General features: G+C 63.4%; 21 protein-coding genes. 8 read left to right on the top strand and 13 right to left on the bottom strand.

The window, feature by feature from the left end:
* Positions 1–33: 33 nt before the first annotated feature.
* On the bottom strand, positions 34–573 hold the full coding sequence (locus tag G4D79_RS21150; protein ID WP_003942122.1) for a carboxymuconolactone decarboxylase family protein: 540 nt from the start codon (positions 571–573) through the stop codon (positions 34–36).
* A gap of 2 nt (positions 574–575) precedes the next feature.
* On the bottom strand, positions 576–1,163 hold the full coding sequence (locus G4D79_RS21145) for a peroxiredoxin (protein ID WP_003942119.1): 588 nt from the start codon (positions 1,161–1,163) through the stop codon (positions 576–578).
* Positions 1,164–1,392: 229 nt separating this feature from the next.
* Between G4D79_RS21145 and G4D79_RS21140 the strand changes: the two genes are divergently transcribed.
* Positions 1,393–2,313 carry a hydrogen peroxide-inducible genes activator gene (locus tag G4D79_RS21140; protein ID WP_030536897.1) on the top strand — a complete coding sequence of 307 codons (921 nt, stop codon included), beginning with the start codon at positions 1,393–1,395 and terminating at the stop codon, positions 2,311–2,313.
* Between the two features lie 28 nt (positions 2,314–2,341).
* Here G4D79_RS21140 and G4D79_RS21135 read toward each other — a convergent pair whose 3' ends face one another.
* Positions 2,342–3,742 (bottom strand): FAD-binding oxidoreductase, encoded by a 1,401-nt coding sequence (locus G4D79_RS21135; protein WP_030536896.1) that lies wholly within the window; start codon positions 3,740–3,742, stop codon positions 2,342–2,344.
* A 122-nt stretch (positions 3,743–3,864) separates the two neighbouring features.
* Positions 3,865–4,713, bottom strand: coding sequence for a LysR substrate-binding domain-containing protein (locus G4D79_RS21130; RefSeq protein ID WP_003942255.1), 849 nt, complete (start codon positions 4,711–4,713; stop codon positions 3,865–3,867).
* 56 nt (positions 4,714–4,769) lie between these two features.
* On the opposite strand from G4D79_RS21130, the gene G4D79_RS21125 reads away from it, so the two are divergent.
* Complete coding sequence (locus G4D79_RS21125; RefSeq protein ID WP_007732807.1) at positions 4,770–5,177, top strand: DUF5997 family protein; 408 nt, start codon at positions 4,770–4,772, stop codon at positions 5,175–5,177.
* Positions 5,178–5,230: 53 nt separating this feature from the next.
* Here the strand turns inward: G4D79_RS21125 and G4D79_RS21120 are convergent, their stop codons facing one another.
* The 3 genes from G4D79_RS21120 to G4D79_RS21110 form a co-directional block, all read right to left on the bottom strand.
* Positions 5,231–7,735 carry an RNA helicase gene (locus tag G4D79_RS21120; protein WP_003942173.1) on the bottom strand — a complete coding sequence of 835 codons (2,505 nt, stop codon included), beginning with the start codon at positions 7,733–7,735 and terminating at the stop codon, positions 5,231–5,233.
* A gap of 26 nt (positions 7,736–7,761) precedes the next feature.
* Entirely contained in the window at positions 7,762–8,799 is a 1,038-nt protein-coding gene (locus tag G4D79_RS21115) for an alpha/beta fold hydrolase (RefSeq protein WP_007732813.1), read from the bottom strand.
* 181 nt (positions 8,800–8,980) lie between these two features.
* Positions 8,981–9,940 (bottom strand): proteasome assembly chaperone family protein, encoded by a 960-nt coding sequence (locus tag G4D79_RS21110; RefSeq protein WP_003942198.1) that lies wholly within the window; start codon positions 9,938–9,940, stop codon positions 8,981–8,983.
* Positions 9,941–10,295: 355 nt separating this feature from the next.
* Here G4D79_RS21110 and G4D79_RS21105 point away from each other — a divergent pair, with 355 nt between their 5' ends.
* Both G4D79_RS21105 and G4D79_RS21100 read left to right on the top strand, forming a co-directional pair.
* Complete coding sequence (locus G4D79_RS21105; RefSeq protein WP_042919947.1) at positions 10,296–11,051, top strand: sensor domain-containing protein; 756 nt, start codon at positions 10,296–10,298, stop codon at positions 11,049–11,051.
* A gap of 155 nt (positions 11,052–11,206) precedes the next feature.
* On the top strand, positions 11,207–12,340 hold the full coding sequence (locus G4D79_RS21100) for a DUF4192 domain-containing protein (RefSeq protein ID WP_214514340.1): 1,134 nt from the start codon (positions 11,207–11,209) through the stop codon (positions 12,338–12,340).
* Here the strand turns inward: G4D79_RS21100 and galE are convergent.
* Positions 12,337–13,326 (bottom strand): UDP-glucose 4-epimerase GalE, encoded by a 990-nt coding sequence (gene galE, locus G4D79_RS21095; RefSeq protein WP_214514339.1) that lies wholly within the window; start codon positions 13,324–13,326, stop codon positions 12,337–12,339. The genes G4D79_RS21100 and galE overlap by 4 nt on opposite strands.
* Positions 13,327–13,334: 8 nt before the next feature.
* Positions 13,335–14,021 carry a metal-dependent transcriptional regulator gene (locus tag G4D79_RS21090; protein ID WP_003942150.1) on the bottom strand — a complete coding sequence of 229 codons (687 nt, stop codon included), beginning with the start codon at positions 14,019–14,021 and terminating at the stop codon, positions 13,335–13,337.
* A gap of 176 nt (positions 14,022–14,197) precedes the next feature.
* Here G4D79_RS21090 and G4D79_RS21085 point away from each other — a divergent pair, with 176 nt between their 5' ends.
* Together G4D79_RS21085 and G4D79_RS21080 are read left to right on the top strand one after the other, a co-directional pair.
* The gene (locus G4D79_RS21085) at positions 14,198–15,469 is read left to right on the top strand and encodes an acetoin utilization protein AcuC (protein ID WP_042919945.1); all 1,272 of its coding nucleotides are present in this window, start codon (positions 14,198–14,200) and stop codon (positions 15,467–15,469) included.
* Entirely contained in the window at positions 15,462–18,173 is a 2,712-nt protein-coding gene (locus tag G4D79_RS21080; RefSeq protein ID WP_030536893.1) for a bifunctional GNAT family N-acetyltransferase/acetate--CoA ligase family protein, read from the top strand. Before G4D79_RS21085 ends, G4D79_RS21080 begins: the two co-directional genes overlap by 8 nt.
* A gap of 124 nt (positions 18,174–18,297) precedes the next feature.
* On the opposite strand, the gene G4D79_RS21075 is transcribed toward G4D79_RS21080, so the two are convergent.
* The 3 genes from G4D79_RS21075 to G4D79_RS21065 all read right to left on the bottom strand — a co-directional run bounded on the left by G4D79_RS21075 (position 18,298) and on the right by G4D79_RS21065 (position 21,314).
* Positions 18,298–19,269, bottom strand: coding sequence for a sigma-70 family RNA polymerase sigma factor (locus G4D79_RS21075; RefSeq protein WP_003942639.1), 972 nt, complete (start codon positions 19,267–19,269; stop codon positions 18,298–18,300).
* A gap of 159 nt (positions 19,270–19,428) precedes the next feature.
* Positions 19,429–20,928: a class I SAM-dependent methyltransferase gene (locus tag G4D79_RS21070; protein WP_214514338.1), complete on the bottom strand. Its 1,500-nt coding sequence runs from the start codon at positions 20,926–20,928 to the stop codon at positions 19,429–19,431.
* Between the two features lie 26 nt (positions 20,929–20,954).
* Positions 20,955–21,314, bottom strand: coding sequence for a DUF3099 domain-containing protein (locus G4D79_RS21065; protein ID WP_003942638.1), 360 nt, complete (start codon positions 21,312–21,314; stop codon positions 20,955–20,957).
* Between the two features lie 83 nt (positions 21,315–21,397).
* Here G4D79_RS21065 and G4D79_RS21060 point away from each other — a divergent pair, with 83 nt between their 5' ends.
* Positions 21,398–21,634, top strand: a complete 237-nt coding sequence (locus G4D79_RS21060; RefSeq protein WP_003942602.1) for a DUF3039 domain-containing protein — start codon at positions 21,398–21,400, stop codon at positions 21,632–21,634.
* Here the strand turns inward: G4D79_RS21060 and G4D79_RS21055 are convergent.
* Positions 21,607–22,869, bottom strand: coding sequence for a YihY/virulence factor BrkB family protein (locus G4D79_RS21055; protein WP_030536891.1), 1,263 nt, complete (start codon positions 22,867–22,869; stop codon positions 21,607–21,609). The two genes, G4D79_RS21060 and G4D79_RS21055, sit on opposite strands and share 28 nt — an antisense overlap.
* A gap of 256 nt (positions 22,870–23,125) precedes the next feature.
* Between G4D79_RS21055 and G4D79_RS21050 the strand changes: the two genes are divergently transcribed.
* Positions 23,126–24,904, top strand: coding sequence for a DEAD/DEAH box helicase (locus tag G4D79_RS21050; RefSeq protein WP_003942642.1), 1,779 nt, complete (start codon positions 23,126–23,128; stop codon positions 24,902–24,904).
* Positions 24,905–25,020: the final 116 nt, after the last annotated feature.

Raw genomic sequence — 25,020 nt, 5'->3', positions numbered from 1 at the left:
AGGGCTCGTCGAACTGCACTCAGGTCCGAGTGATCAGACCTGTGCGGCAGAGAGGATCTCGTTGGCTTCGACAGCCTGTGCGACACCCGCGACGATGGAACCGGCGCGGATCGCTTCGAAGATGACCTCGCGGTCGACACCTTCCTGGCGGAGGGTGTTCTCGTGAGCTTCGAGGCAGTGGTTGCAGCCGTTGATCGCGGACACTGCAAGCGACCACAATTCGAAGTCGGCCTTGTCGACGCCCGGGTTGCCGATGATGTTCATCCGCAGGCCGGCACGAAGGTCGTCGTACTTACCGTCGAGGTAGCCCTTGGTGCGGTAGAAGACGTTGTTCATGCCCATGATCGACGCTGCGCCGAGAGCGGCGTTGTACGCCTCTGCCGACAGGTTGTCGGCAGCCTCGGAAGCAATCTCCTTGAGCGTGGACGCAGACTTGGTGGCTGCGGCCGTTGCGAGGAGCGTTCCCCACAACTGCTGCTCGTTCAGGACCGTCGTGCGCGCAATGGAACTCAGGTTGAGCTTGAGGTCCTTCGCGTACTCGGGAAGCGAGTTCTTGAGGTTCTCGACGCTCATACTCAGACGCTCGCAGTCAGGAGCTCGCCGGCGTTGATGGTCGGGTCGCCCTTCTTCCAGTTGCATGCGCACAGCTCGTCGCTCTGGAGAGCGTCGAGGACGCGGAGAACCTCGTCGACGTTACGGCCGACGGAACCGGCTGTGACGGAGACGAACTGGATCTCGTTGTTGGGGTCGACGATGAACGTCGCGCGGTCTGCAACGCCGTCGGCGTTGAGGACGCCGGTGGCCTCGGCAAGCTCGCGCTTGAGGTCCGAGAGCATCGGGAAGGGGAGGGTCTTGAGCTCTTCGTGCTGTGCACGCCACTGGAAGTGCACGAACTCGTTGTCGACGGAAGCGCCGAGAACCTGAGCGTCACGGTCTGCGAACTCTTCGTTGAGCTTGCCGAATGCAGCAATCTCGGTGGGGCACACGAAGGTGAAGTCCTTGGGCCAGAAGAAGACGATGCGCCACTTGCCTGCGTAGTCGTCACTGGTGACGGTGGTGAAGTAGTCATCGGGCTGCTGGGCATCGACCTTGGACAGGTCGCCGCCGATGACAGCCGTGAGGTTGTAAGCGGGGAACTGGTCGCCGATTGTGAGCAGAGCCATGTGTCTCATTCTCCTACGTGTCTCGTGAACAGGAATTTCTTGCGCACACGATCCGGCTGTTCGGACTGTGACGGCCGAACGTGCTGGATCGAGAGGGTTTGTCACCGTCAGCGGGTCGGACGGTTTCGACTGGAGTGTCGAGGTTGTGACCGGCGCTTTTTGGTATGAGTCCATTCTGCATCAAACCGTTCAAAAGGTAAAGGTGATGGGTGGCACTACACTGATAGGCATGTCTGATCAGACTTATCAACCTTCCTTGTCACAGCTGCGTGCCTTCGTGTCGGTCGCCGAGTATCGGCATTTCGGTACTGCCGCAGCGCGTTCCGGTGTGAGCCAACCCACACTGTCGCAGGCGCTGGCAGCTCTAGAGGCGGGGCTGGGAGTCAGACTGATCGAACGCAGTACCCGGCGTGTGCTCGTGACCGCGGACGGACAGCGCTTGCTCGGTCAGGCCAAGCAGATTCTCGAAGCTGCCGACGGTTTCGTCGCGAGCGCGGCCGGCTCCGGCGACTCTCTGACCGGACCGCTACGCATCGGGTTGATCCCGACCGTTGCGCCCTACATTCTTCCGGGGTTGTTGCCGGAGCTGCGCGAGAAGTTGCCGTCGTTGGCGCCGCAAATAGTCGAGGATCAAACGGCGCGCCTACTCGATGCACTGCGATCGGGAGCGCTCGACGTCGCGGTGTTGGCGCTTCCTGCCGGAACACCTGGCCTGGTGGAAGTTCCTGTGTACGAAGAGGATTTTGTGATGGTCGTGCCGAACGATCATTCCTTGGCCGGACGTGTCGATCTCACGGCGGACGTGCTCGACGCGCTGCCGTTGCTCTTGCTCGACGACGGCCACTGCCTGCGTGACCAGACGTTGGATCTGTGCCGTTCGGTAGACGCCCATCCGCTTGCCGGCGACACGCGGGCTACCTCTCTCGCGACAGTCGTGCAATGTGTGGCCGGGGGACTCGGGGTGACTTTGGTCCCGGAATCGGCTGTTGCAGTGGAGGTTCGACGCGGGGACTTGTCGACGGCGCGTTTCGCTTCGCCAGCTCCAGGTCGCACGATCGGCGTCGTGTTCCGCTCGTCGAGTGGCCGAGCAGAAGGATTCCGTCAGCTGGCCGAGCTGGTCCGTTCGGTCAGCCCGACGGTTCCTCGATGACGTAACTCGTTCGACGTCGACGTGAAAGCTAGTCGAGAGAGCCTTCTTTCACGGCAATGACCGCTCCGGGATTGAGAATTCCCAGCGGGTCGAGCGCATCCTTGACCTTGCGATTGAGGGCCATGACGTCTTCACCCAACTGTGACGGCAGCCAGTCGCGCTTGAGTCGACCCACCCCGTGTTCGCCGGTGATCGTGCCGCCGAGCGCGATGGCGAGATCCATCACCCGTCCGAATGCGATCTGTGCGCGTTCGGACATGTCCGGGTCTGCGGGGTCGAAGACGATGAGCGGGTGGGTGTTTCCGTCTCCGGCGTGCGCCACCGTGCAGATCAGGACGTCGAGGTCGTCTGCGATGGCTTCGACCCCGGTTACCAGCTGGGGGAGTGCGCGCATGGGAACGCCCACGTCTTCGAGAAGCAGACTTCCCATCGCGAGCACGGCCGGGAACACCGCTCGCCGTGCCGCCGCAAAAGCGTCACCTTCGGCCTGGTCATCGGTGGCGAATACTTCGGTGGCTCCGTTGTTTTCGCACGCCTGAACAATCGTCTCGATTTCCAGCACGCCTGCCGCGCCGGGTGCGTCGGACTGCGCGAGCAGTAGTGCGTGAGCCTTGCGGTTCAGACCCATGCGTACCGAATCCTCGACAGCATTGATACTGGCGTGATCCATGAACTCGAGCATCGCCGGACGCATGTTGCTGGTGATCGCCAAGACCGCGTCGGCAGCTTCTTGTACCGAGTCGAACGACGCGACGACGGTTGATGCGGGCGGCTGCGCGGGAATCAAACGCAACGTGATTTCCGTGATGATGCCGAGAGTGCCCTCGCTGCCCACGAACAGTTTGGTGAGTGAGAGTCCGGCGACGTCCTTGAGAAGGGGACCTCCGAGGCTGACAGCTGTACCGTCCGCCAGCACGACCCGGAGTCCGAGAACGTAGTCGGTGGTAACTCCGTACTTGACGCAGCAGAGCCCGCCGGCGTTGGTGGCTGCATTGCCGCCGATGGAACAGATCTCGAAGGACGACGGGTCAGGTGGGTACCAGAGTCCGTGCTCTGCGGCGGCTTTCTTGACCTCCGCATTCATCAAGCCGGGCTGAGTAACCGCCACCCGGGCGACCGGGTCGATCGTGATCTGTCGCATTCGCTCGGTGCTGACCACGATGCAACCGTCGACGGCGCTGGATCCACCGGAAAGGCCCGAGCCGGCACCTCTGGGAACCACCGGAACGCGGTGGGCGGTTGCCCATCGCATCACGGTTTGGATGTCTTCGGTGCACGTAGCGCGAACCACGGCAGCTGGACGGCCGGCGGTCGGGTCGGCGGCCCAGTCCTGGCGGTAGCCCGCGGTCACGTCCGGATCCAGCAGGACGGCTCCCTCGGGGAGTGCCGCTACCAATTCGTCGAGGGCTGAAGAACTCGCGGGAGTCATACTCTCATCATGCTCGACGGAGTTCGACGATGCGCCAATTCGCGAGACCACAGCCCGAGTCTGTCGCGCCTGATCAGTTCAGCGTTGTCCGGCAGCGATCCTCCGAGTTGCCAGTTGAAGCCCTAGCGGCCCTTCTGCTTTCCGGAGAACCGGCCACCCGAACTCTTGGTCCCACCGGACTTCCCGCTGCCTGATTTGCCGCCCGCCTTGGCCTTACCGGAACCGGCGTTGCGTCCGGATATGTTCTTCGCGGTGCCGGCGCCCTTAGCTTTCTGCCCGTTCTTGGCAGCTTCTGCGCGACGCTCGCGGGCCGCGATCTTGGCCTTGACGGAGCCCTTGATCTTCTCGGCCGGCTCGCCGTTCCGTCCGCGGGAACTCTGTGCCGTTCGGCCCCGCACGATGCCGATCAGTTCCTCGACCAGATCTGTGGTCTTGGACTCCATCCATGCCAAAGCCACAGGAGCCTCGGGCGCACCGTCCACCGGACGGAAGGTCAGGTCCTTGCGATGGTGGAACCGCGCCAGCGAATGGGGAACCACGACAACTCCGACGCCGGCGGCCACCAACTCGATGGCGTCGGCGATGGTCGCTGGTCGCTCGGCGGCGGTCTTTCCGGGACGGGTCGGCCAGTCGAGTCTGTCGTCGAGAGGATCGAGCACTATCTCGTCGGCCAGATCGTCGACGGAAATCTGATCGACAGTAGTGAATACGTGATCTTTCGGTACCACCACCACCGGGGTTTCCGCGTACAGCGAGATGGCGCTGATGCCGGTCCGGTCGATCGGCAGTCGAACCAAACCTGCATCTGCTTCACCGGCGCGAAGTGCAGCTTCGAGTTCGAGAACCGGGAACTGAACAAGTTCCAGACGCACCTCGGGGAGCCGCTCGTGCCACACCCGGACCCACTTGGTGGGCGTCACCCCCGGGGCGTACGCGAGTCGAAAAATTGCCTGACTATCCGCGTCTGTCACCAGGCAAGGCTACCGCCTTGGTAAAAGCACCCGTATCGGCTGGTTACTCTTGTTGCATGACGTCGAACAAAACTCCCCAGACGATGAAGCCGACGACGGCTGCCAAGAAGCTGGGTGTGTACCTGGAAGCAACACCTGCGCAGTTCCAGGAAGGCGACGTGACTCGTGACGAGCTGACCGCTCTGCAGACCGATCCGCCGGAGTGGCTGCTGGAGCTGCGACGCACCGGACCGCACCCTCGCCCGGTCATCGCAGCCAAGCTGGGCGTATCGATCGCCGGCCTGGCCCGCGGCGGCGTCGAAGAAGCACTCACCACGGATCAGATCGCCGCACTCCTCGAAGAGAAGCCCGAATGGCTCGAAAAGGAACGCGCTGTTCAGGCCGAGGTGCGGGCCGAGAACGTTCGCATCAAGGAAAAGCGCGCTGCTCGCCGCAACCAGCCGCGGAAGGCTCGAAGGGGCTGACGCCCCCTGTGCGCCTTTTTGGTAGCGCCGACTACCAGAAAGGCGCACAGGCGCTAGCCTTCTACGACGCTCAGCTCGTCGAACACGATTTCACCCGCGGCATCCGATTCCGGGATGTCGACGACGGCAAGCAGTGCCCATCCGTGATCGCCCTCCGGATCCTCGAGCACCTGCCGCACCCGCCAGAACTCACCCTCTTCGGTGACCTGGAAGAGCGCCGGCCCGCGCGCCGATGGCCCGGTTCCGATTGTTGCGTACTCCTCGAAGTACGGGAGTAGTTGCTCTTCCCACTCGGCGGCGTCGATACCGTCCTCGAGGTTTTCCAGCTCATTCCACTGCCGACGCGACGCGAGGTCGATGCGTCGGAACATCGCATTGCGCACCATGACGCGGAATGCGCGCGGGTTCGCCGAGATGGGACGGGGAATGTCGGCGCCGAACGCAACCTCTTCCGTATCTGCCTCGGCTCCGGGGTCGGTGAGTGACTCCCATTCGTCGAGCAGGCTCGAGTCGACCTGACGGATCAGCTCGCCCAACCACTCGATGATGTCTTCGAGTTCCTCGGTGCGCGCTTCCGTCGGGACGGTCTGTCGCAGCGCGCGGTAGGCGTCGGCGAGGTAGCGCAGGACGAGGCCCTCGGACCGGGTGAGTCCGTAATGGCTGATCAACTCGGCAAACGTCATGGCGCGTTCGATCATGTCGCGCACCACGGACTTGGGGGAGAGGGCGAACTCGGTGATCCACGGGTGGCCACCCCGGTACATTTCGAAAGCCGGGAACAGCAAGTCCGACAACGGTTTCGGCCACGTAACCTCTTCGAGGAGTTCCATGCGCTCCTCGTACTCGATGCCGTCGGCCTTCATCTGCGCAACCGCTTCGCCACGAGCGAAGTGCTGCTGCGCCATCAGAACCTGACGCGGATCGTCGAGCGTCGACTCGATGATCGAGACGACATCGAGTGCGTAACTGTCGGATTCGACGTCGAGAAGTTCGAATGCCGCCAAGGCGAACGGTGAGAGTGGCTGGTTCAAGGCGAAGTCGCGTTGCAGGTCCATCGTCAACCGAGCCATGCGGCCGTACTCGTCGGGTTCGTCGAGGCGTTCCACGATGCCGGCGCTGAGCAATCCGCGATACAGCGAGATCGCTTTGAGGATGTGCTTGCGCTGCGCCGGACGCGATTCGTGGTTGTCCTCCAACAGGTGCCGCATCGCGTCGAAGCAGTTACCCGGGCGGGCAATGACATTGAGCAGCATCGAGTTGCTGACCGAGAATCGCGACACCAACGGCTCGGGCGATGCGGCGACCAAGCGATCGAACGTCGCTTCGCTCCAGGACACAAACCCCTCGGGAGCCTTCTTGCGTTGAATCTTCTTGATCTTCTTCGGATCGTCGCCGGCCTTGGCGACTGCCCGCAGATTCTCTACTTCGTGTTCCGGTGCCTGGACGACGACGGTGCCCATCGTGTCGTAGCCTGCACGACCCGCGCGACCGGCGATCTGATGGAACTCGCGGGCTTTCAGATGCCGAGTGCGGACGCCGTCGTACTTGGCCAGACCCGTGAGCAGCACCGTGCGGATCGGGACGTTGATGCCGACGCCGAGGGTGTCGGTACCGCAAATCACCTTGAGAAGCCCGTCCTGTGCGAGAACTTCGATGAGCCGTCGGTACTTGGGCAGCATGCCCGCATGGTGAACGCCGATGCCGTGCCGGACCAGGCGGGAGAGTGTTTTTCCGAACCCGGTGGTGAAGCGGAAACCACCCAGCGCCTCGGCGATCGCTTCCTTCTCTTCTTTGGAACAGAAATTGACGCTCGTCAGTGCCTGGGCGCGTTCGAGGGCGGCGGCCTGCGTGAAATGCACGATGTAGACGGGGGACTGGTTGGTGGTCACCAGATCTTCGATGGTTTCGCCGACCGGCGTGGTCGCGTAGGAGAACATCAAAGGCACGGGGCGTTCTGTGCCGGAGACGACGGTGGTGGGTTTCCCGGTACGCCGCGTCAGATCTTCGGAGAAGAAGTCGACTTCACCGAGAGTTGCCGACATCAACAGGAACTGGGCGTGCGGCAACTCGATGAGCGGAACCTGCCACGCCCAACCTCGATCGGGTTCGGAGTAGAAGTGGAACTCGTCCATCACGACCTGGCCGATATCGGAGTTCGGGCCCTCGCGCAGTGCAAGATTCGCGACGATTTCGGCCGTCGCACAAATGATCGGCGCCGACGAGTTCACGGCGGCGTCGCCAGTCATCATGCCGACGTTCTCGGCACCGAAGACCTCACACAGTGCAAAGAACTTCTCGCTCACCAAGGCCTTGATCGGCGCTGTGTAGTACGTGCGCTTGCCGAGCGACATCGCATAGAAATGCGCGCCGATCGCCACCATCGATTTGCCTGACCCGGTCGGCGTCGCAAGGATCACGTTTGCACCCGAGACCAACTCCATGACGGCCTCTTCTTGGGCCGGGTAGAGCGTCAAACCTCGTTCGATGGTCCACGAAGAGAAGGCGTCGAAAACGGAATCAGGATCCGCGTTGTCGGGGAGAAGTTCCGTCAGCAGCACTCGTACAGGCTAGCCGCAACCGTGGATCAGGTTGCGCTTCGCTCGTCCGAGCCCATGGCGTCGAGCACCGCCATGCGGGTGGACGACGTTCCGGTGATGGTGTTCTCGCCGACCCCGGAGATCAGCATGTGGCGCCAGCGAGCCTCGTCGAAGACGAGTGGTGCGGTGCTGGAAAGAAAATCTTCGACGATCTGCAGGAAACGCATCGGATCGTCGCGGAACGGGAAGTGGCCCGAGCCGCGGAAGACTTCGAGCCGTGAGTTCGGCATCGCCGCGTGCGCGAGGTGAGCGTGGGAGACGGGAATGACGGAGTCGTCGTCGCCCCAGATCAGTTGAACCGGCAGATTCTCGGTCAGATAACAGCGGTCGAGCATCGTGACGACCTGTCCGCGCCAGTCCACGACGGCCCGCAGCGTACGAAGGTAGGCCTCGTAGGCAGTGGGGTCGGGGAGATCAGCGAGCACGCGAATCAGGTCCGGTGTGTCATGCAACATGGTGCCGGGACGCAAATTTGAACCGTGAACTACGCCGGCAAGGTTCCCGGCCATCCGGACGAGCGGCATCGCACCAGGTATCCGGAGCAGCTTTACCACCTCGTTGACCACCGGAACGGACATGAGGCGCAGTAGCGGATGGACGTCCTTGGTGACGCCACCGGCCGAGACCAGCACGAGGCGATCCACCATGTGCGGGAATTGGTAGGAGAACTGCATCGCTACGCCGCCGCCGAGCGAGTGCCCGATGACGGTGACGTGCTCGATGCCGAGCGTCGACAGAAGATCCCGCATGCCGTTGGCGTACGCGGCTACCGAGTAATCCGCGCGTGGCTTGTCGGAACGGCCGTGACCCAACAGGTCAGGTGCGATGACCGTGTACTTCTTGGCGAGGTGGGGAATGATCTCGGTCCACGTCGACGAGTTGTCGCCGATTCCGTGCAGGAGCAGTACTGCCGGACCCTCGCCGGCTATCCGAAATGCGCGTCGGTAGCCGTGAATCGTCCGGAACATCATCCGCGGTTCCTCGTCGGGGACCGGTCGGAGCTGACGGTTCCGTGGTCTGCTCATGTCGCCTCCTGGCTCTGCGTGTGACCACGTTGACTGTCTGCTCCAGTTGTTGAGCCGTCAACGAAAATCACACAGAGTTTGAGGCTATCCGACGGATGTGTCCTGAACAACAGCCCAGGTAACGGAGGGGTTGCGGAATGCGCACAATGTCGAATTATGCGCCCCGCCCGTCACATTTTCGTCAGTTGTCGCCTCGATCGAGGTCTCCAGCTGAGCCGAAGTCGTCATTTCCTGCCTGTTCGGCCAGGAACTTTTCGAACTCTGCGCCGATCTCGTCACCGCTGGGAAGGTCGGCCTCGCCGGCCAGAAGGGACGACTGTTGTTCCTGAGCGGCGACAAAAGTGTCGTATTGACGCTCCAAAGCGTGGACTACAGTCTGAACTTCTTCGTTCCCGGCTATGTGCTCGTTAACCTGTTCCCGAACGCGCGCCGCGGCCTCACCCAGTGCAACCAAGGGCAACTCCAGATCCGAAACCTCGGAAACGTTTTCGAGCAAAGTTTCTGCGGCGCCCGGGTAGTCCGTTTGCGCGAGGTAGTGGGGGACATGCACCGAAAAGCCCATCGCCTCGTGCCCGTGCTGAGACATACGAAGCTCGAGCAGTGATGATGCGCTGCCGGGAACCTGCAGTTCACCTGACCAACGCTGATGGTCCTGGATCAGGTCCTTGTTGGTCGAATGTGCTGTCACACCGAGCGGTCGGGTGTGCGGGATTGCCATCGGAATCGCGTTGAGCCCGATGGTTCGACGCACTCCCAACTGTTCGGACAACAGTCGAACAGCTGTGGTGAACCGCTCCCACTTGAGGTCCGGTTCCATCCCTGCGAGCAGCAGGAACGGCGTGCCGGCCGTATCGCGCAGTGCGTACAGATTGAGCGCCGGAGCGTCGTAATCGGAGAAATGATCGGCCTTGAACGTCATCGTCGGTCGACGCGAGCGGTAGTCGATCAGCTCGTCGACAGCAAACGACGCGACAAGCTCGGTCTCGAGGCTTTCGCGCAGATGCGTCGTCGCCAATTTCACGGCGTGACCGGCGTCGGAGTAACCCTCGAGTCCGTGAATCAGGATCGGTCCCTGGCCGTCGGCAGCCGCCAACTGGGGCGCCGGAAATTCCAGCTCGTACATCCTCGACTGTTCGTCCATCGCAGTCCCCTTCGCTCTTCGGTCTTGATCTCAAGTGTCCACTACCGGCGCACGCGCGACAGCATCGGAGTCAGGTGCCCGACAGCACTGGATCAGACGTTCATCGGTAAGAACACCGAGTTGGTGACCGATCATTCCCGATCCGACGAGACAGGCGTTCGCCGAGAGCGAAGCTGAGCGGTATCTTTCGACACTTGGCCTGGGCGTTCGCTAGATGTCGGGTGCGCGGCTTCGGACATGGCAGAGTGGAACACAAGGTCGGCACGGCCGATTTGTCCGAAATGGATTGGTCGATTGTCGGTATCGGTCGAGTGCGGAGGCTTACATGCGGGTGTGTCCACGATCGTCCAGGCGAGTGGCCGCATGCTCACTTGCTGCGGTGGCCGCCGTTGCACTACTCGCGGGCTGCTCCGGGTCGGTCCAAGGAGCACCCGTTCCGGACTCCGCGCCGGCGACTGCCGGTGCGACCGACAGCGGCACGGCGGCGCCGAGTACGACGGCTGCACCCAAATCCTCGACGCCGAAATCCACCTCTCCGAAAACGGCGGCACCGCTGTCCGAACTGCTGCTGACTCCCGAGGAATTCCCCGAGCCCTTCGGCGCTGTTGTGCTGCCCCCGCAAGCCGTTCCGATGGCAGCGCCGGATCTAGTCGGCGTCCCGCGCGGTGCCACCGTCGATCCGTCCGAATGTGAGCCACCGGAACAGGATTACGGTCCGAACGGGACCGTGATGGCGGTCGGGACCGACAATGCGACGAGGGCAACGATTTCGGTCGAACTCACGAAGGTCGATGCACCACTGGACGAGTTGGAAGCGCAGACTCGGCAGTGCCCGTCCATGACTGTCACTGCGAACGGCGTCACTACGACAGTGACGACGGAAATTCTTCCGCCGTCGCCGATCGATGCCGACAAGACGATGTCACTTCGCCGCACTGTCGTGTCCCCCAAGGCCACAGCCGGTGATCAGACGATGCTGACCTTGATCGCGCAGGTCGGCGACGTACGGGTGGCGACAACACTGATGACGTTCGGTTCTGCGACGCCCTCGACGGCACCGCTGGATCAAGCGTTCACCGCAGCCGTACAGAAGGTCAAAGCAGGCAAGTGATTTCGCAGCACACAGGTCCGACAAGTAGCGGAACTGCTCGGTGCGGCGCGGTACTTGGTCCCCAACAAATGCGGTAATCCACAGACGACTTGGACGCAGCTGTTTTCCCTGGTCGAGCAGACGGCCGGGTCAGGGTGATCAGCGACGGTGTGTGCATGACGACATCACCTCTTCCGGGAGAATTCGAATTCTCCGACGACGACCTTGCCGCCCTTCTCGGATGCGTCGAACGCGTCTCCGATCCAGGCGAATTGATCGCGGCAATACCCGCACTCCTGGGCTTCCACCCGTCCAACTCTGTGGTTGCGCTGTCTCTGATGGGCGCCTCCGCCTCGACGCTCGGACCAGTGATGCGGCACGACTACTTTCCCAGTGTCAGGGGAAAGCCCGCGAGGCAGATGAGCGCGGCGCTGCGCCAGTTCGCCGCCGTCTGTGACGGGGAAGGCGCGCGTGCGGTCGTTCTCGTGGTGATCACCGATTGCTCGGCAGCTGAAACTCTGATCGATGAAACCATCGAGCTGGCCGAGGTATTCGAAGACATGCTCGGCGGAACCTGCGTCGAGCTGGCCGACGTATTGTGCACGGCCGCAATAGAATCTGGCCAGCCGTGGACGAGCGTCATGCGTTCGATTCACCGCGGCACCCTGCCAGACCCGGCATCTTCGTCGGTTGCAGCAGCACAGGTGTTGGGCGGGAGGGTCATTCGCCGTTCGCGTGAGGAACTGGTCCGGTGGGTACACGGCGCCGCTCGCAATCACGGCACGATTGCCCGACTGATCGCGAGCCGACGAGAGTCGAGCGCGCACAGTGGGGGACCGAGCGGTGAAACCGCAGTTCAGCGCCGGATCGATCTGGTGTTGGAACATGTCCGCCGTGTCGCGGCAGGCGCTCACTGCCCTGACCCGCAGGAATGCGCCGATCTGGTGGTCGCTTTGACGGACGTACGCGTGCGCGACGTGGTGCTGGGATTGGCGATCACGTCCGTTGCGGCACATGCTGAGCAATTGTGGCTCGTGCTCACCCATGAAGTACCGTCGCCCGAACGAGCTTGGCCGGCAACACTTCTCGGCTTCTTTGCATACGTGCGTGGCGACGGCCCTCTGGCAGGTGTTGCGCTGTCGGCCGCACTGTCGGCCGATTCGGAACACACCTTGGCGGGATTGCTGGATCTATCGCTGCAATCCGGTATGCGCCCCGACGGAATCCGTGACCTCGCGGCCGTCGGATTGTCCATCGGGGAATCGCTCGGAATCACCGGATTGCCGCCGGCGCTGCCGAATGGAAGCTAGCGAGCAGCGTGTGAGCGGTCGCCCAGATCCTGGAGGAACTGCCATGCGTCGGCGACGATGACGTCGAGATCGGTACGCGTGGGCGTCCAACCCAGCTCGGCAATCGCCTTGTCGCTCGATGCGATCAGTACTGCCGGATCACCCAGCCGTCGTGACGCGTCCTCGACGTTGATCGGCAGGCCGGTGACCCGCGCACAGGCGGCGATCACCTCGCGCACGCTGAAGCCGGCACCGCTTCCGAGGTTGTAGATGCGGTGCTCGCCGGGAACCGAGGATTCGAGCGCCAGTAGATGTGCTTCGGCGAGGTCCAGCACGTGGATGTAGTCGCGTACCGCGGTTCCGTCCGGCGTGGGCCAGTCGGTTCCGAAGACCGAGATCTTGTCCCGCTGTTCGAGCGCGACCTGCAGGACGAGTGGAATCAGGTGGGTTTCGATCACCCGGTTCTCGCCGGCGGACTTGTACGCACCTGCGACGTTGAAGTAGCGCAAGCTCGTCGCACCGAGGCCGTGGGCGATCGAGTACGAGGTGATCGCATGATCGATCGCGAGCTTGGTCGCGCCGTACGGATTGGTGGGGCGGGTCGGAGCGGTCTCCACGATGGGGGACTGCTCCGGTTCGCCGTACGTTGCGGCGGTGGACGAGAACACGAGGCGCGGAGTACCGGAGACACGGATCGCCTCGAGCAACTCGATGGTCGTGACGACGTTTCCGCGCCAGTACTTCTCGGGGTGCAGCACCGATTCGCCGACCAGCGACTGCGCCGCGAAGTGAAGCACACCGTCGAAAACCGGTGAACCCGCACTGCCGAGGACGTCGCCAGCAAGCGCTCCCACGTCTCCTTCGATGAACTCGGCACCGGCAGGCACCGCGTCGGCATTTCCGGTGGAGAGGTCGTCGATGACGACAACCTCGTGTCCACGCTCGAGCAACACAGTGCTGCACACACTGCCGACGTAACCGGCGCCGCCGGTGACCAGGAGTTTCATCTACTTCCTCAGACCTGCTTGACCTGAACGGCGTGAGCCATTTCCTCGGACAGGTCGAACCCGCTGTGACCCGGCACGATGATCGTCACCGAGCCCGGACGGGTTTCGACCGTCACCCTGGCGTCGGGAACGACGCCGGCGTCACGCAGCTGCGCGATCACCTCGGGATCGGACTGCACGTGCTCGGCCAGTCGCCGAACGACCACAGCTGTCTGTGCGCCGTGCGGAATATCGGTCAGGCGCACCAATGTTTCGGTGGTGGCAACCGGGCCGTCGAGTCCCAACTGGTCCAAGCCCGGAATCGGGTTGCCGTAGGGCGACGTCGTGGGGTTGTTCAGAACGACGACGAGCCGACGCTCGACCTCCTCGCTCATCACGTGCTCCCAACGGCATGCCTCGGCATGTACGTCTTCCCATTTGAGACCGATGACGTCCACCAGCAGGCGCTCTGCCAACCGGTGCTTACGCATGACAGAGATCGCGAGATCGCGACCCTTGTCGGTGAGTTCCAGATGTCGATCGCCGGCGACCATCAGCAAGCCGTCACGCTCCATACGCGCAACAGTCTGGCTGACGGTGGGTCCGCTCTGTTCGAGCCGTTCGGCGATCCGCGCCCGGAGTGGGACTACGCCCTCTTCTTCCAAGTCGTAGATCGTCCGGAGATACATCTCCGTGGTGTCGACTAGATCCTTCACACTCAACCCCTTCGTCAGTTGATCATTCTACCGTTCAGTTCGTGGTTCCGGTGCCGCCTCCACCGCGGCGAGTCCAGCGCGTGTCCGAATTGGATTCGTGTCACTCGATCTCGGTCTCCGAAGCGGGCCACGAGTGTGGTGTGCAGCACGAAACGAGAAGGAAGTAGCGTGATCCCATGACCGCGTCGATCAGATCTGACGGGGACCCCGCGGCGTCTCGAGCGAATCGAGTCGTGGTGTGGAGTCCGGAGTACCTGAGCTATCGGTGGAGCGCCGATCACCCGATGAATCCCACTCGCCTCGATCTCACGATGGCACTCTCGCGAAGCCTCGGACTTCTCGAGGGCATCGAATTTCTCGAACCGAGTGCCGCGTCCGATGCCGACCTCCTCAGAATCCACACACCGGCATATCTTGCAGCGGTCAAAGACGCGGGTAACTCTGCGAACAACGGTGTGAGCGGCCAGGATGTTCCCCACGGGCTCGGTACCGAGGACAACCCGGTCTTCCCGCACATGCACGAAGCCAGTGCGATCCTCGCCGGCGGCTCGCTGGCCGCAGCGCAGGAAATCGCTTCGGGACGTACGAGGCGCGCGGTCAGCATCGGCGGCGGCATGCACCACGCGATGGCGGATTGGGCCTCTGGATTCTGCGTCTACAACGATGCGGCGGTTGCGATTTCGTGGCTGCTCGACAACGGCTACGACCGCATCGCCTACATCGACGTCGACGCTCACCACGGCGACGGAGTGCAACATGCGTTCCTCGGGGACCCGCGGGTGCTCACGGTCTCGCTGCATCAGCACCCGGCAACCTTGTGGCCGAACACCGGATGGTCGAGCGAGGTCGGCGACGGGGCCGCCGAAGGTACGGCGGTGAACATCCCGGTGCTGCCCGGAACCGTCGACGCGTTGTGGCTGCGTGCATTTCACGCCGTCGTCCCGGGAGCCATTGCAGCCTTCCGCCCGCAGATCATCATCAGCCAGTGCGGAGTCGACTCGCACCGCGAGGACCCGCTCGCGGATCTCGCCCTCACCGTCGACGGTCAGCGCGCCGCGTTTTTGGCGATGCGTGACCTCGCCGACCGCTACTCCGAGGGGCGGTGGCTGGCAGTCGGAGGCGGGGGATACGGACTGGTGCGCGTCGTGCCGAGGGCATGGACTCACTTGATCGCTGCAGCGCTCGATCGCGAGATCGACGTCGACATCGCTGTCCCCGAAGACTGGAAGGAATCGACGAAGCTGCGAGCGCCGAGCGTCGACCTCCCGCCGACCATGGGGGACGGCGGTGATGTCGCCTACACGCCGTGGGACGGCCCGGGTGGTACACCGGAGACAGGTGTCGCCTCGGTGGACCGTGCACTCACCCGCATCGACTCGGCGATCATCGCGACACGTCGCGCTTCGTTCCCGCTACTCGGACTCGACCCGGAGGATCCCCGTGACTGAACAGTCCGATACCGAAGCTGCAGGCGGCGAGGCGAGCGGCCAGGCGCCGAAGACCGACCCCGCTCACACCTATCCCCATTCCTGGGTAGTCGATGTTCTCGCCTCCGACGGCGGAGCGGTGGCGTTGCGACCCATCGTTCCCGAAGACGCGGACAAGCTCGTCGAATTCCACGGCAAACTCTCCGAGCGCACCCGGTATCTGCGCTACTTCGGCCCGTACCCCACGATGTCGGCGCGCGACGTCAAGAACTTCACGACGGTCGACCACCACAACCGTGTGGCGTTCGTGATGATGCTCGGCGACGAGATCATCGCGGTGGGTCGATACGAGCGACTGCTCGACGTCGGTGACGGAAAGTCTGCCGAGGTCGCCTTCGTCGTCGCCGACGCACACCAGGGGCGCGGCCTCGGCCCGATCCTGCTCGAGTACCTGGCAGCGGCAGCGGCCGAGAACGGTCTGACGATGTTCGTCGCCGAGGTCCTCTCCGAGAACCGCAACATGGTGACGGTGTTCCGTGAGGCGGGGTATCAGGTGAGCCGCTCTTTCGACGGTGGCGTGCTGAGACTCGAATTCGCGATCGACCCGACGGAAGCGCTTGTTTCAGTACGCAATTCGCGTGAGCGGGCAGCTGAGGCCCGCAGCATGGGAAACGTGCTCAGCCCGCGATCGGTGGCGGTGATCGGCGCATCAGCGGACCCGGCCAAAGTGGGTAACGCGGTGTTGACCAACCTGCTGCGCGGCGGATTCACCGGACCGGTCTATCCCGTCAACGCGGAGCATCGTTCGGTACACGGCGTTCGGGCATATCCGACGGTTCGTGACATCCCCGACGACGTCGATCTCGCCGTCGTGGCTGTACCTGCAGAATCGATCAATTCGGTACTCGACGACTGCCTCGACAAGGGCGTCAAAGCGCTGGTGGTCGTCTCGTCGGGCTTCAGTGAGAGTGGTCCGGACGGGCGCTCGTCCGAACGCAAACTGGTCCATGCAGCGCGCGCTCACGGTATGCGCCTCATCGGCCCGAATGCGCTGGGTGTCGCGAACAACGACCCGGCGATTTCGTTGAATGCGACGCTCGCGCCGGTCTTGCCGGTGGCAGGCAACGTCGGCTTCTTCTGTCAGTCCGGCGCGCTCGGTATCGCCATTCTCGACGAAGCCGCGCGCAGCCGAATCGGATTGTCCGCCTTCGTTTCCGCCGGTAACCGTGCGGACGTCTCGGGTAACGACCTTCTGCAGTACTGGGATTCCGACCAGTCCACCGAAGTGGTCCTTCTCTATCTGGAGAGCTTCGGCAACCCACGGAAGTTCTCTCGCATCGCGCGTCGAGTTGCGCGGAAGAAGCCGATCGTCGCAGTGAAGAGCGGTCGGCACGCGGTTCCGCCGGTGCTCGCCGCCACCGGAGTCGAGATCGACGATTCGATCGTCCGCGCCCTCTTCGAACAGGCGGGCGTCATTCAGGTCGGGTCCATTTCACAATTGTTCGACTGCGCCTTGCTCTTCGGATACCAACCGTTGCCCGCCGGCCCCCGGCTTGCGGTCATCGGCAACTCGACCGCGCTCGGTGTCCTTGCTGCGGACGCGGCCCGCAGTGAAGGTCTGCAGGTCAGCGACCCGGTCGACCTCGGCGCCCAGGCGAGTCCGGAACTGTTCGCCACTGCCGTGCGCGACGCTTTGGCGTCGTTCGACGTCGATGCCGTCATTGCCGTCTTCGTTCCTCCGGTCGCCATTCCGGTCGAGCCGTTCGCGAAAGCACTCAAGGACGCCGTCGCAGGCTCGGACAAGCCGATTCTCACCACGTTCCTCGCAGCTGAGGGTGTGCCGGACGTCCTGGCGGTTCGTGACGAAGTCGGTAACCCGACCCGCGGTTCGGTGCCGTCCTACCCGGGGCCGGAGCGTGCCGCCCTGGCGTTGGCGAGGGCTTGGCGATATGCGGAGTGGCGCAGCAAGCCTGCGTCGAAGGTGGTTCGCCCCGTGGGTATCGACTCCGAGCGAGCCCAGAAGATGGTGGCAGATTGGCTTGAAAACTCTCCTGGCCGTTGGCTTTCAGATGTGGAAGCGGCGGCGCTGCTCGAGTGTTACGGGGTCGCCGTCGTCGAATTCCGTTCGGTCCTGAGCGAAGACGAAGCAGTAGAGGCAGCGGATGCTGTCGGCTACCCGGTCGCGGTCAAGGCAACCGGCGAAATGTGGCGACACCGACCGGATCTGGGCGGTGTCAGGCTGGATCTGAGTGGACCGGAATCGGTGCGCCTCGCTTACCGAGATCTTGCGGCAGCGTCGGGTGAACCGCTGCTGCACGTGCAGAAAATGGCAACCAAGGGCATCGGATGTGTGGTTGGTGTCCAAGACGACCCGTCGTTCGGTTCGCTGATCTCGTTCGGGCTTGCCGGTGTGATCTCCGATCTCCTCGGTGACCGTGCCTATCGCGTACTGCCTCTCACCGAGGACGCTGCTACGGAATTGATCGACGCGCCCAAGGCCGCGCCGCTTCTCTCCGGATACCGCAACGCCGTTCCGGTCAACAAGGGTGCGTTGGTTGATCTGGTCCAGCGCATCTCGGCGCTGGCCGACGACATTCCCGAAGTCCGCGAACTGGCCTGTGAGCCGGTACTCGCTTCGGCTACCGGCGCGGAGATCACCGATTCACGTGTCCGAATCGGACCTGAGCCGAGCGCAATCGACCTGGGGCCCAGGCGGCTGCGGTAGACACAGCGAACAACACCGGCCACCGCACATTCCCGAGGGGGAGGGAAGTAGCGGTGGCCGGTGCTTTGTGCGGTGCGTCAGCGCGAGTGGTGTGGCGCGCTGACGCACGTGCTGTGTTGTTTGATCAGCTCGCGTAGGACCGCAGTTTCTCGGCGCGATCGCCGACGCGGAGCTTGCCCATGACCTCACGCTCGATCTGACGAACCCGCTCACGCGAGAGGCCGAAGAGCTTGCCGATCTGATCGAGGGTGCGGGGCTGGCCGTCGTCGAGACCGTAGCGAAGTCGGATGACCTGCTGCTCCCGCTCGTCGAGCGTCCCGAGCACGCTGCGCACATCGCTGTGCAGCAGACCGGCGATGACGGCGTTCTCGGCCGAGGTCGCCTCGGAATCTTCGATGAAATCGCCCAAGGGCGCTTCTTCGTCGTTGCCCACAGGCATGTCCAGGCTTACCGGGTCGCGGCTGTGGTCGAGCAGGTCGGCAATCTTGTGCGCCGGGATGCCCGACTCTTCGGCCAACTCGTCGTCCGTGGCTTCTCGCCCGAGCTGCTGGTGCAGTTCGCGCTTGATGCGGGCGAGCTTGTTGACCTGCTCCACGAGGTGGACTGGGAGCCGGATGGTGCGGCTCTGATCAGCCATTCCGCGGGTGATCGCCTGACGGATCCACCAGGTGGCGTACGTCGAGAACTTGAAGCCCTTGGCGTAGTCGAACTTCTCCATCGCACGGATGAGTCCGAGGTTGCCTTCTTGAATCAGATCGAGGAGCGGCATGCCGCGGCCGGTGTAGCGCTTGGCCAGCGACACGACGAGTCGCAGGTTCGCTTCCAGGAGGTGGCTACGTGCCGACTGTCCCTCGCGAACGATCGTTGCGAGATCCCTCTTCTTGGCGACTGTCAGGCGCTTTCCCGTGGCAAGGACGTGGCTGGCGTACAGCCCCGCTTCGATTCGCTTCGCCAGTTCGACCTCGTCTGCTGCTGTCAGCAGTGCAGTACGACCGATCCCGTTCAGGTAGACGCGGACCAGGTCTGCGGCCGGGCTCTGGGCGTCCAGATCTGCGGCGCTCGGACGAATGCGAGTAGTGGTGCTGGGGCTTGTCATGACTTGCCTCCCTATCGGCGGTCTCTCACACAGTTCAACGTGTGAGAGTTCCGGGAAAGTTCCCGTGCCGATTTCCGCTAAATCGCCGTGACCTGCAGTTATTTCCCAGTCGTCCTGAGAAGTTGCTGAGAACACAAAAATCTGCAACTCACCGGGAACTCAGTTCGTGACGGGAAGCACCAACCCGTGTCGAACCAGCGAGACCATCATTGTGACGACGGCCTCACGTAGCTGGTCCGGGTCTTCGCCGTTCGCCGCGGCAAGAAGTTCGATCAATTCGTCGACCACCAGTCCATCCGCTCGGAGTCCGGCCAACAGCGCAGCACCGAGCTCGTCGATCTCGTGCTGCCAGTGCGGTCCGTTGCCGCGGTGCACACGCGTGACCACTTGTTGCCATCCCTCGTCACCGGGGAGGTAGACGCGTTCGAGAGCCGTGTCCGGATCGAGGACGAAGCGTTCCTCGAGGACGTCGTGTTCACGCAACCAGGCAAGACGGTCGAAGTATGCGAGCGCCTCGGCCCCGAGCGGGTCCGAGAAGCCGTGCATGAGGTCCTCGGCCATCAGGTCGGTGGGGGAGTCGGTGCGGCGAAGGAACACGAAACCGAAGCCGACGCCCTCGACATCGGATTCTTCGAGGTGATCCAGCCAGGCGTTTGCTCTCGATGCCGTTTCCGGATCTCGCGGATCCTGCCCGCCGTCCTTGAGCCACGTGCCGACGTACAGAGCCGGATCCGCGACATCGCGCTGGACCACCCAGGCATCGACGCCGTGGGCCGGCAGCCACGACGCGATCCGCGACCGCCAGTCCTGCCCTTCGACGTGCACCCAGGACGCCAACAGAGCTGCCGTGCCGCCGGGGTTCAGGTAGTCGATCGATTGCGAGATCATCAATTCGCTCGCACCGTCGAGATCGAGGCCGGAATCGCGGTACGTGTGATGGACGCGTGCCTCGCCGACGACAAACGGCGGATTGGCGACCACCTGGTCGAAGGTTCGACCCTCGACGGGTTCGAACCAGGACCCTTGAAGGAGTTCGACGTCCAGTCCGTTGAGGGCCATGGTTGCTGCCGTGAGGTCGACAGCGCGTTGATTGATGTCGGTTGCGGTGACCGAATCGGCGTACGTGTTCGCGTGCAGGGCTTGGATGCCGCATCCCGTACCGAGGTCGAGCACGCTGCCGACCCTCGCGGTGGGCGTGGCCTGCAGCAAGGACAGTGACGCATGCCCGACGCCCAGCACATGATCGGCCGTGGCCTTCTTGGGACGGATTCCGCCGTCGAGATCCGAGATCACCCAACGATCGCCGTCGCCGACGTCGATGGGGCGAAGATCCACCGCGGCCCGCACGAGCGGATTCTCACTGTCGAAGTTCTCACCTTCGAGCAGACCGCCGTCGACGCACTGCGCGATTGTCAGCGGAGCCAGCGCCGCGGCGACGTCGCCCGCCGGGCAGTCATCGGCGAGAAGGAACAGTCTGATGAGAACGCCCAGGTCCCCGAGTTCTCGGGTGGCGCGGCGCACGGGCACCGGCTCACTTCGACCGAGAGCAGCGTGAACTTCGGGACCCAACGCCTCGAGCATGGTTCCGGTGTCGAATCGATTGCGAAGCAGAGCCTCACGCAGCGCAGGGGTGATGGACAGGAGCGTTTCGCTTCTCACCCTGTCATTCTCGCAGGCGGAACTTGTCAGCCTTCGATGGTGTGGTGCGTCGCGGATTCGATCTCGCCTGCGGTCTTCTTTCGTCCGTCGTATCGACTCGGTTCGTCCTTGGTGCGCGGTGGTCGGTCGTTGGCGATCAGGACGGCGATCCAGGGAAGCGGAATGGATGCACCGATGATGAGCATCGAGATCCAGGCGTTGGCCCAGATGCCGTACGCGATCGCCGCGAGGATCAACGCCGGGAACCGGAAGGACATGATGATCATGTACTTGCGCACTCGGGCTTTGTGCTGTTCTTCGACGGACTGCTGCGCTTCGGTGATCAGTACGGGATTGTCGGGAGTCCCGGCCTCGTCGGACCTGCCGAACGCGCCATTTCGTGCCATGACTCCACTGTTCCACTCTCGGCCGACAATTGCACACGACCCGTGGGTCGCACCGCTGTGACGGAGACGGCATTATTGGAGGGGTGAGCACTCAAACCAAGGAACGTCCCGACGTCTCCACCGACGAAACGACCGACGACGACACCCCGAAGTTCTTCCACTACGTGAAGAAGAACAAGATCGCCGAGAGCGCCGTCATGGGAACCCATGTCGTCGCGCTGTGCGGTGAGGTGTTTCCCGTGACGAAGTCCGCCAAGCCGGGATCACCGGTGTGCCCGGACTGCAAGAAGATTTACGAAGGACTCCGTAAGGGCGACTGACCTCGGGTCAGGCGAGCGGGAGTACTTCCGGAGCTCGGCGGATCGACAGCCTCGACGCAGTCGGCCGCCGGGCTCTTCGCGTCTGCGTGCGGTTCATCGCAGGGATCTTGGTCGACGCACGAGTTCTGGCGCGACTCCGATTGTCTGCTCTCGGTTTGTCTGCTGCGGGGCCGCCCGTACGAGGGGACCGTGGCCGGGTCCGCTTTGTCGCCCGAGATGCGGATCGGGCTGGTGGCCAGGTGCCAGGTCAGGTTGGTGACCGGACCGGTCTTTTCGTCGGTGTTCTGAGCCGCAAGCCACTCTCGCATCTGCTCCATCCGAGTGGCACGAGCCGGCCAGAACTCCTGAACCGTCGCGTTGAACTCGGCGCCGAGCACGACGGCAAAACCGAGGAAGAACGTGAAGAGCAGAAACGCGATCGGCGTTGCCAGTGCGCCGTACGTGTAGCCGGTGCTGGTGACGAATCCCAGGTACCAGCGCAATCCGGTGCTGGCGGCCATGAAGAACACACCGGCGACCAGGGCGCCCGCGAGCAGCCGATGCCACGGCAGCGACTTCGGCAGAGCGACCTTGTAGAGCGTCGTGAGGCCGATGATCACCAGCAGACCGACAGCGGGGTAGTAGAACGTGTCGACCAGATTCGATCCGACCACGTACCAGGAGGCCGGCAGTGCTCGCCCGACGAGCGTCGGCCCCAGAGCTACCAGCGGCAGGATGAACACCGCCATCACCAGGAACATCACGTAGAGCAGCAGGGCGAAGATGCGCTGCCAGATGGGATTGCGGGCATCCTGCTGCCCGTGTGCTTCCACGATCGAGTCGACGAACGTACTGATCGCCGATGATCCCGCCCACAGGGACAGCAGGAAGCCCACGGAGATGATCTCCGGGCGTCCGCGCTGAAGGACGTCCGTCACCGTCGGGCGGATGATCTGGTCGACGACGCTTTCGCTGAAGATCGTTCCGCTGAACGTGACGATCTTGGATTCGATGATCTCGACGGTGTTGGGTCCGAACCACCCACCGATGTAGCCGATCATTCCCAGAAGGCCGAGCAGCAGGGGAGCAAGCGACAGCGTTTGCCAGAACGCGGCCGTAGCCGCCTTTCCGAAGATGGAATCGTCCCAGGCCTTGCTCAGGGTTCGACCGATCAACTGCCCGGTGCGGCGTAGCGGATGCCATCTGCGGTGGTGCAGATCACTTCCGCTCGACTTCTCGCCTCGCGCTTCACTCATGATGTCTCCAGCATCCCTGACGACACACCCGGTTGCCCAACCATGGCGCCGACGTGTCGCACATTTCTGAGACAATTCGCGTGCAGGTCGGCAGGATGCGAGAGAAGCGAAACCTCGCCGGCCGGAGTGAGAACGGCCATGAGTACGCGCTTCGAGTGCGGCTTTCGTCGGTGGCGGCGGCTAGGCTCGTCGCCGGACATTGATGAAAATTCGAGGAGCGCGAGACAACAGTGCGATTCCAGTGGAGGCGCGGCCTATGACGTCTGAGACCGTGGCAGCCGAGTTCGGCAAGTCGCCCGAACCCGCCGGAGCTCAATCCGCGGGAACCCAACCTGGCGCCCCTACCGGTTCCCTTCGTGCATGGCAGCGCCGTGCACTGACCAAATACCTTTCCAGCAGTCCGCGTGACTTTCTGGCGGTCGCAACGCCGGGAGCAGGTAAGACCACCTTCGCTCTGCGGGTAGCTTCGGAATTGCTCCGTGACCGGACGGTCGACCAGATAACCGTCGTGGCGCCGACCGAGCACCTCAAACACCAGTGGGCGGAGTCCGCACAGCGCTCCGGCCTCGCATTGGACTCGCGGTTCTCCAACTCGACCGGCCAGACCTCGAGTGACTATCACGGCGTCGTGCTGACCTACGCCCAGGTTGCCTCGCACCCGTCGAAGCATCGTGTGCGGACCGAGGGCCGCAAGACGCTGGTCATCCTCGACGAGATCCACCACGGCGGCGACGCCAAGAGCTGGGGCGACGCCATTCGTGAAGCGTTTGGCGACGCGACCAGGCGTCTCGCACTGACCGGAACCCCGTTCCGCAGTGACGACAGTGCCATTCCTTTTGTCGAGTACGAGCCGGACAAGGAAGGTCTGCTCCGCTCGAAAGCCGACCACTCCTACGGATATTCGGATGCCCTCAAGGACGGCGTGGTTCGCCCCGTCGTGTTTCTCGCCTACTCGGGCGAGGCACGGTGGCGAAACAACGCCGGCGAGGAATTCACCGCTCGACTCGGCGAGCCGCTGAGCGCCGAGCAGACGACTCGGGCCTGGCGTACGGCCCTGGACCCTGCCGGCGACTGGATTCCTGCCGTGCTGCAAGCAGCAGACACCCGTTTGGCGCAGCTGCGCAGTACCGGTATGCCCGATGCCGGCGGACTTGTCATCGCGACGGACCAGACAGTGGCCCGCGAGTACGCGAAGGCCCTGACCGCGATCACCGGCGAACAGCCGGCCGTCGTGCTGTCCGACGACCCCACCGCGTCCAAGCGAATCGCCGAATTCGGTGCGAGCGACCAGAAATGGATGGTCGCGGTCCGCATGGTGTCCGAGGGCGTCGACGTTCCCCGTCTGGCGGTCGGTGTGTACGCGACCAGCGCGTCGACTCCGCTGTACTTCGCTCAGGCGATCGGGCGCTTCGTACGTTCGCGTCGTAAGGGCGAAACTGCCAGCGTCTTCCTGCCGTCGGTGCCGGTGCTTCTCGACCTTGCCGCACAGCTCGAGGCCCAGCGTGATCACGTACTCGGCAAGCCGCATCGTGAGAAGGACGGCCTCGAAGACGACCTGCTCGCCGATGCGAACAAGCAGAAGGACGAGCTGGGCGAGGAGGAGAAGGCGTTCACGTCCCTGGGCGCCGATGCCGAACTCGACCAGGTGATCTACGACGGATCATCCTTCGGTACCGCGACATTCGCCGGAAGTGACGAGGAAGCCGACTACCTCGGTCTGCCAGGCCTACTCGACGCCGATCAGATGCGGGCATTGCTGCGTCAACGCCAGCAGACGCAGGTCGAGGCCAACTCGGCCAAGGCCGCCGCCCCGCAACCCACGGCGGCAGTGGTATCCGATCGAGCGGCCACGGCAGATCAGCTCGGTGCGCTCCGCAAGGAGCTCAACGGGTTGGTGGCGATGAACGTTCACCGCACTGGTAAGCCGCACGGCATCATTCACGCGGAACTGCGCCGGGTGTGCGGCGGTCCGCCGACGGCCATCGCTACTGTCGATCAGCTGACCGAACGCATCGCGATTCTCCGCAGCTGGTAGCAGCCGATACCGGTCCCGCACGCTTCGCGTGCTTGCGGCCCCGGAACGGCAGAACGGGCGATCACAGTGACTGTGATCGCCCGTTCTGGCGTTCATGGCGCGCCTCGTGAAGAGGC

It is taken from the genome of Rhodococcus sp. WY5 (genome assembly GCF_018588185.1).
In the GTDB taxonomy this organism is placed as follows: Bacteria; Actinomycetota; Actinomycetes; order Mycobacteriales; family Mycobacteriaceae; genus Rhodococcus_F; species Rhodococcus_F qingshengii.
Note: the sequence above shows the minus strand (reverse complement) of the source record. Positions and strands in the feature narration are given on the sequence as shown.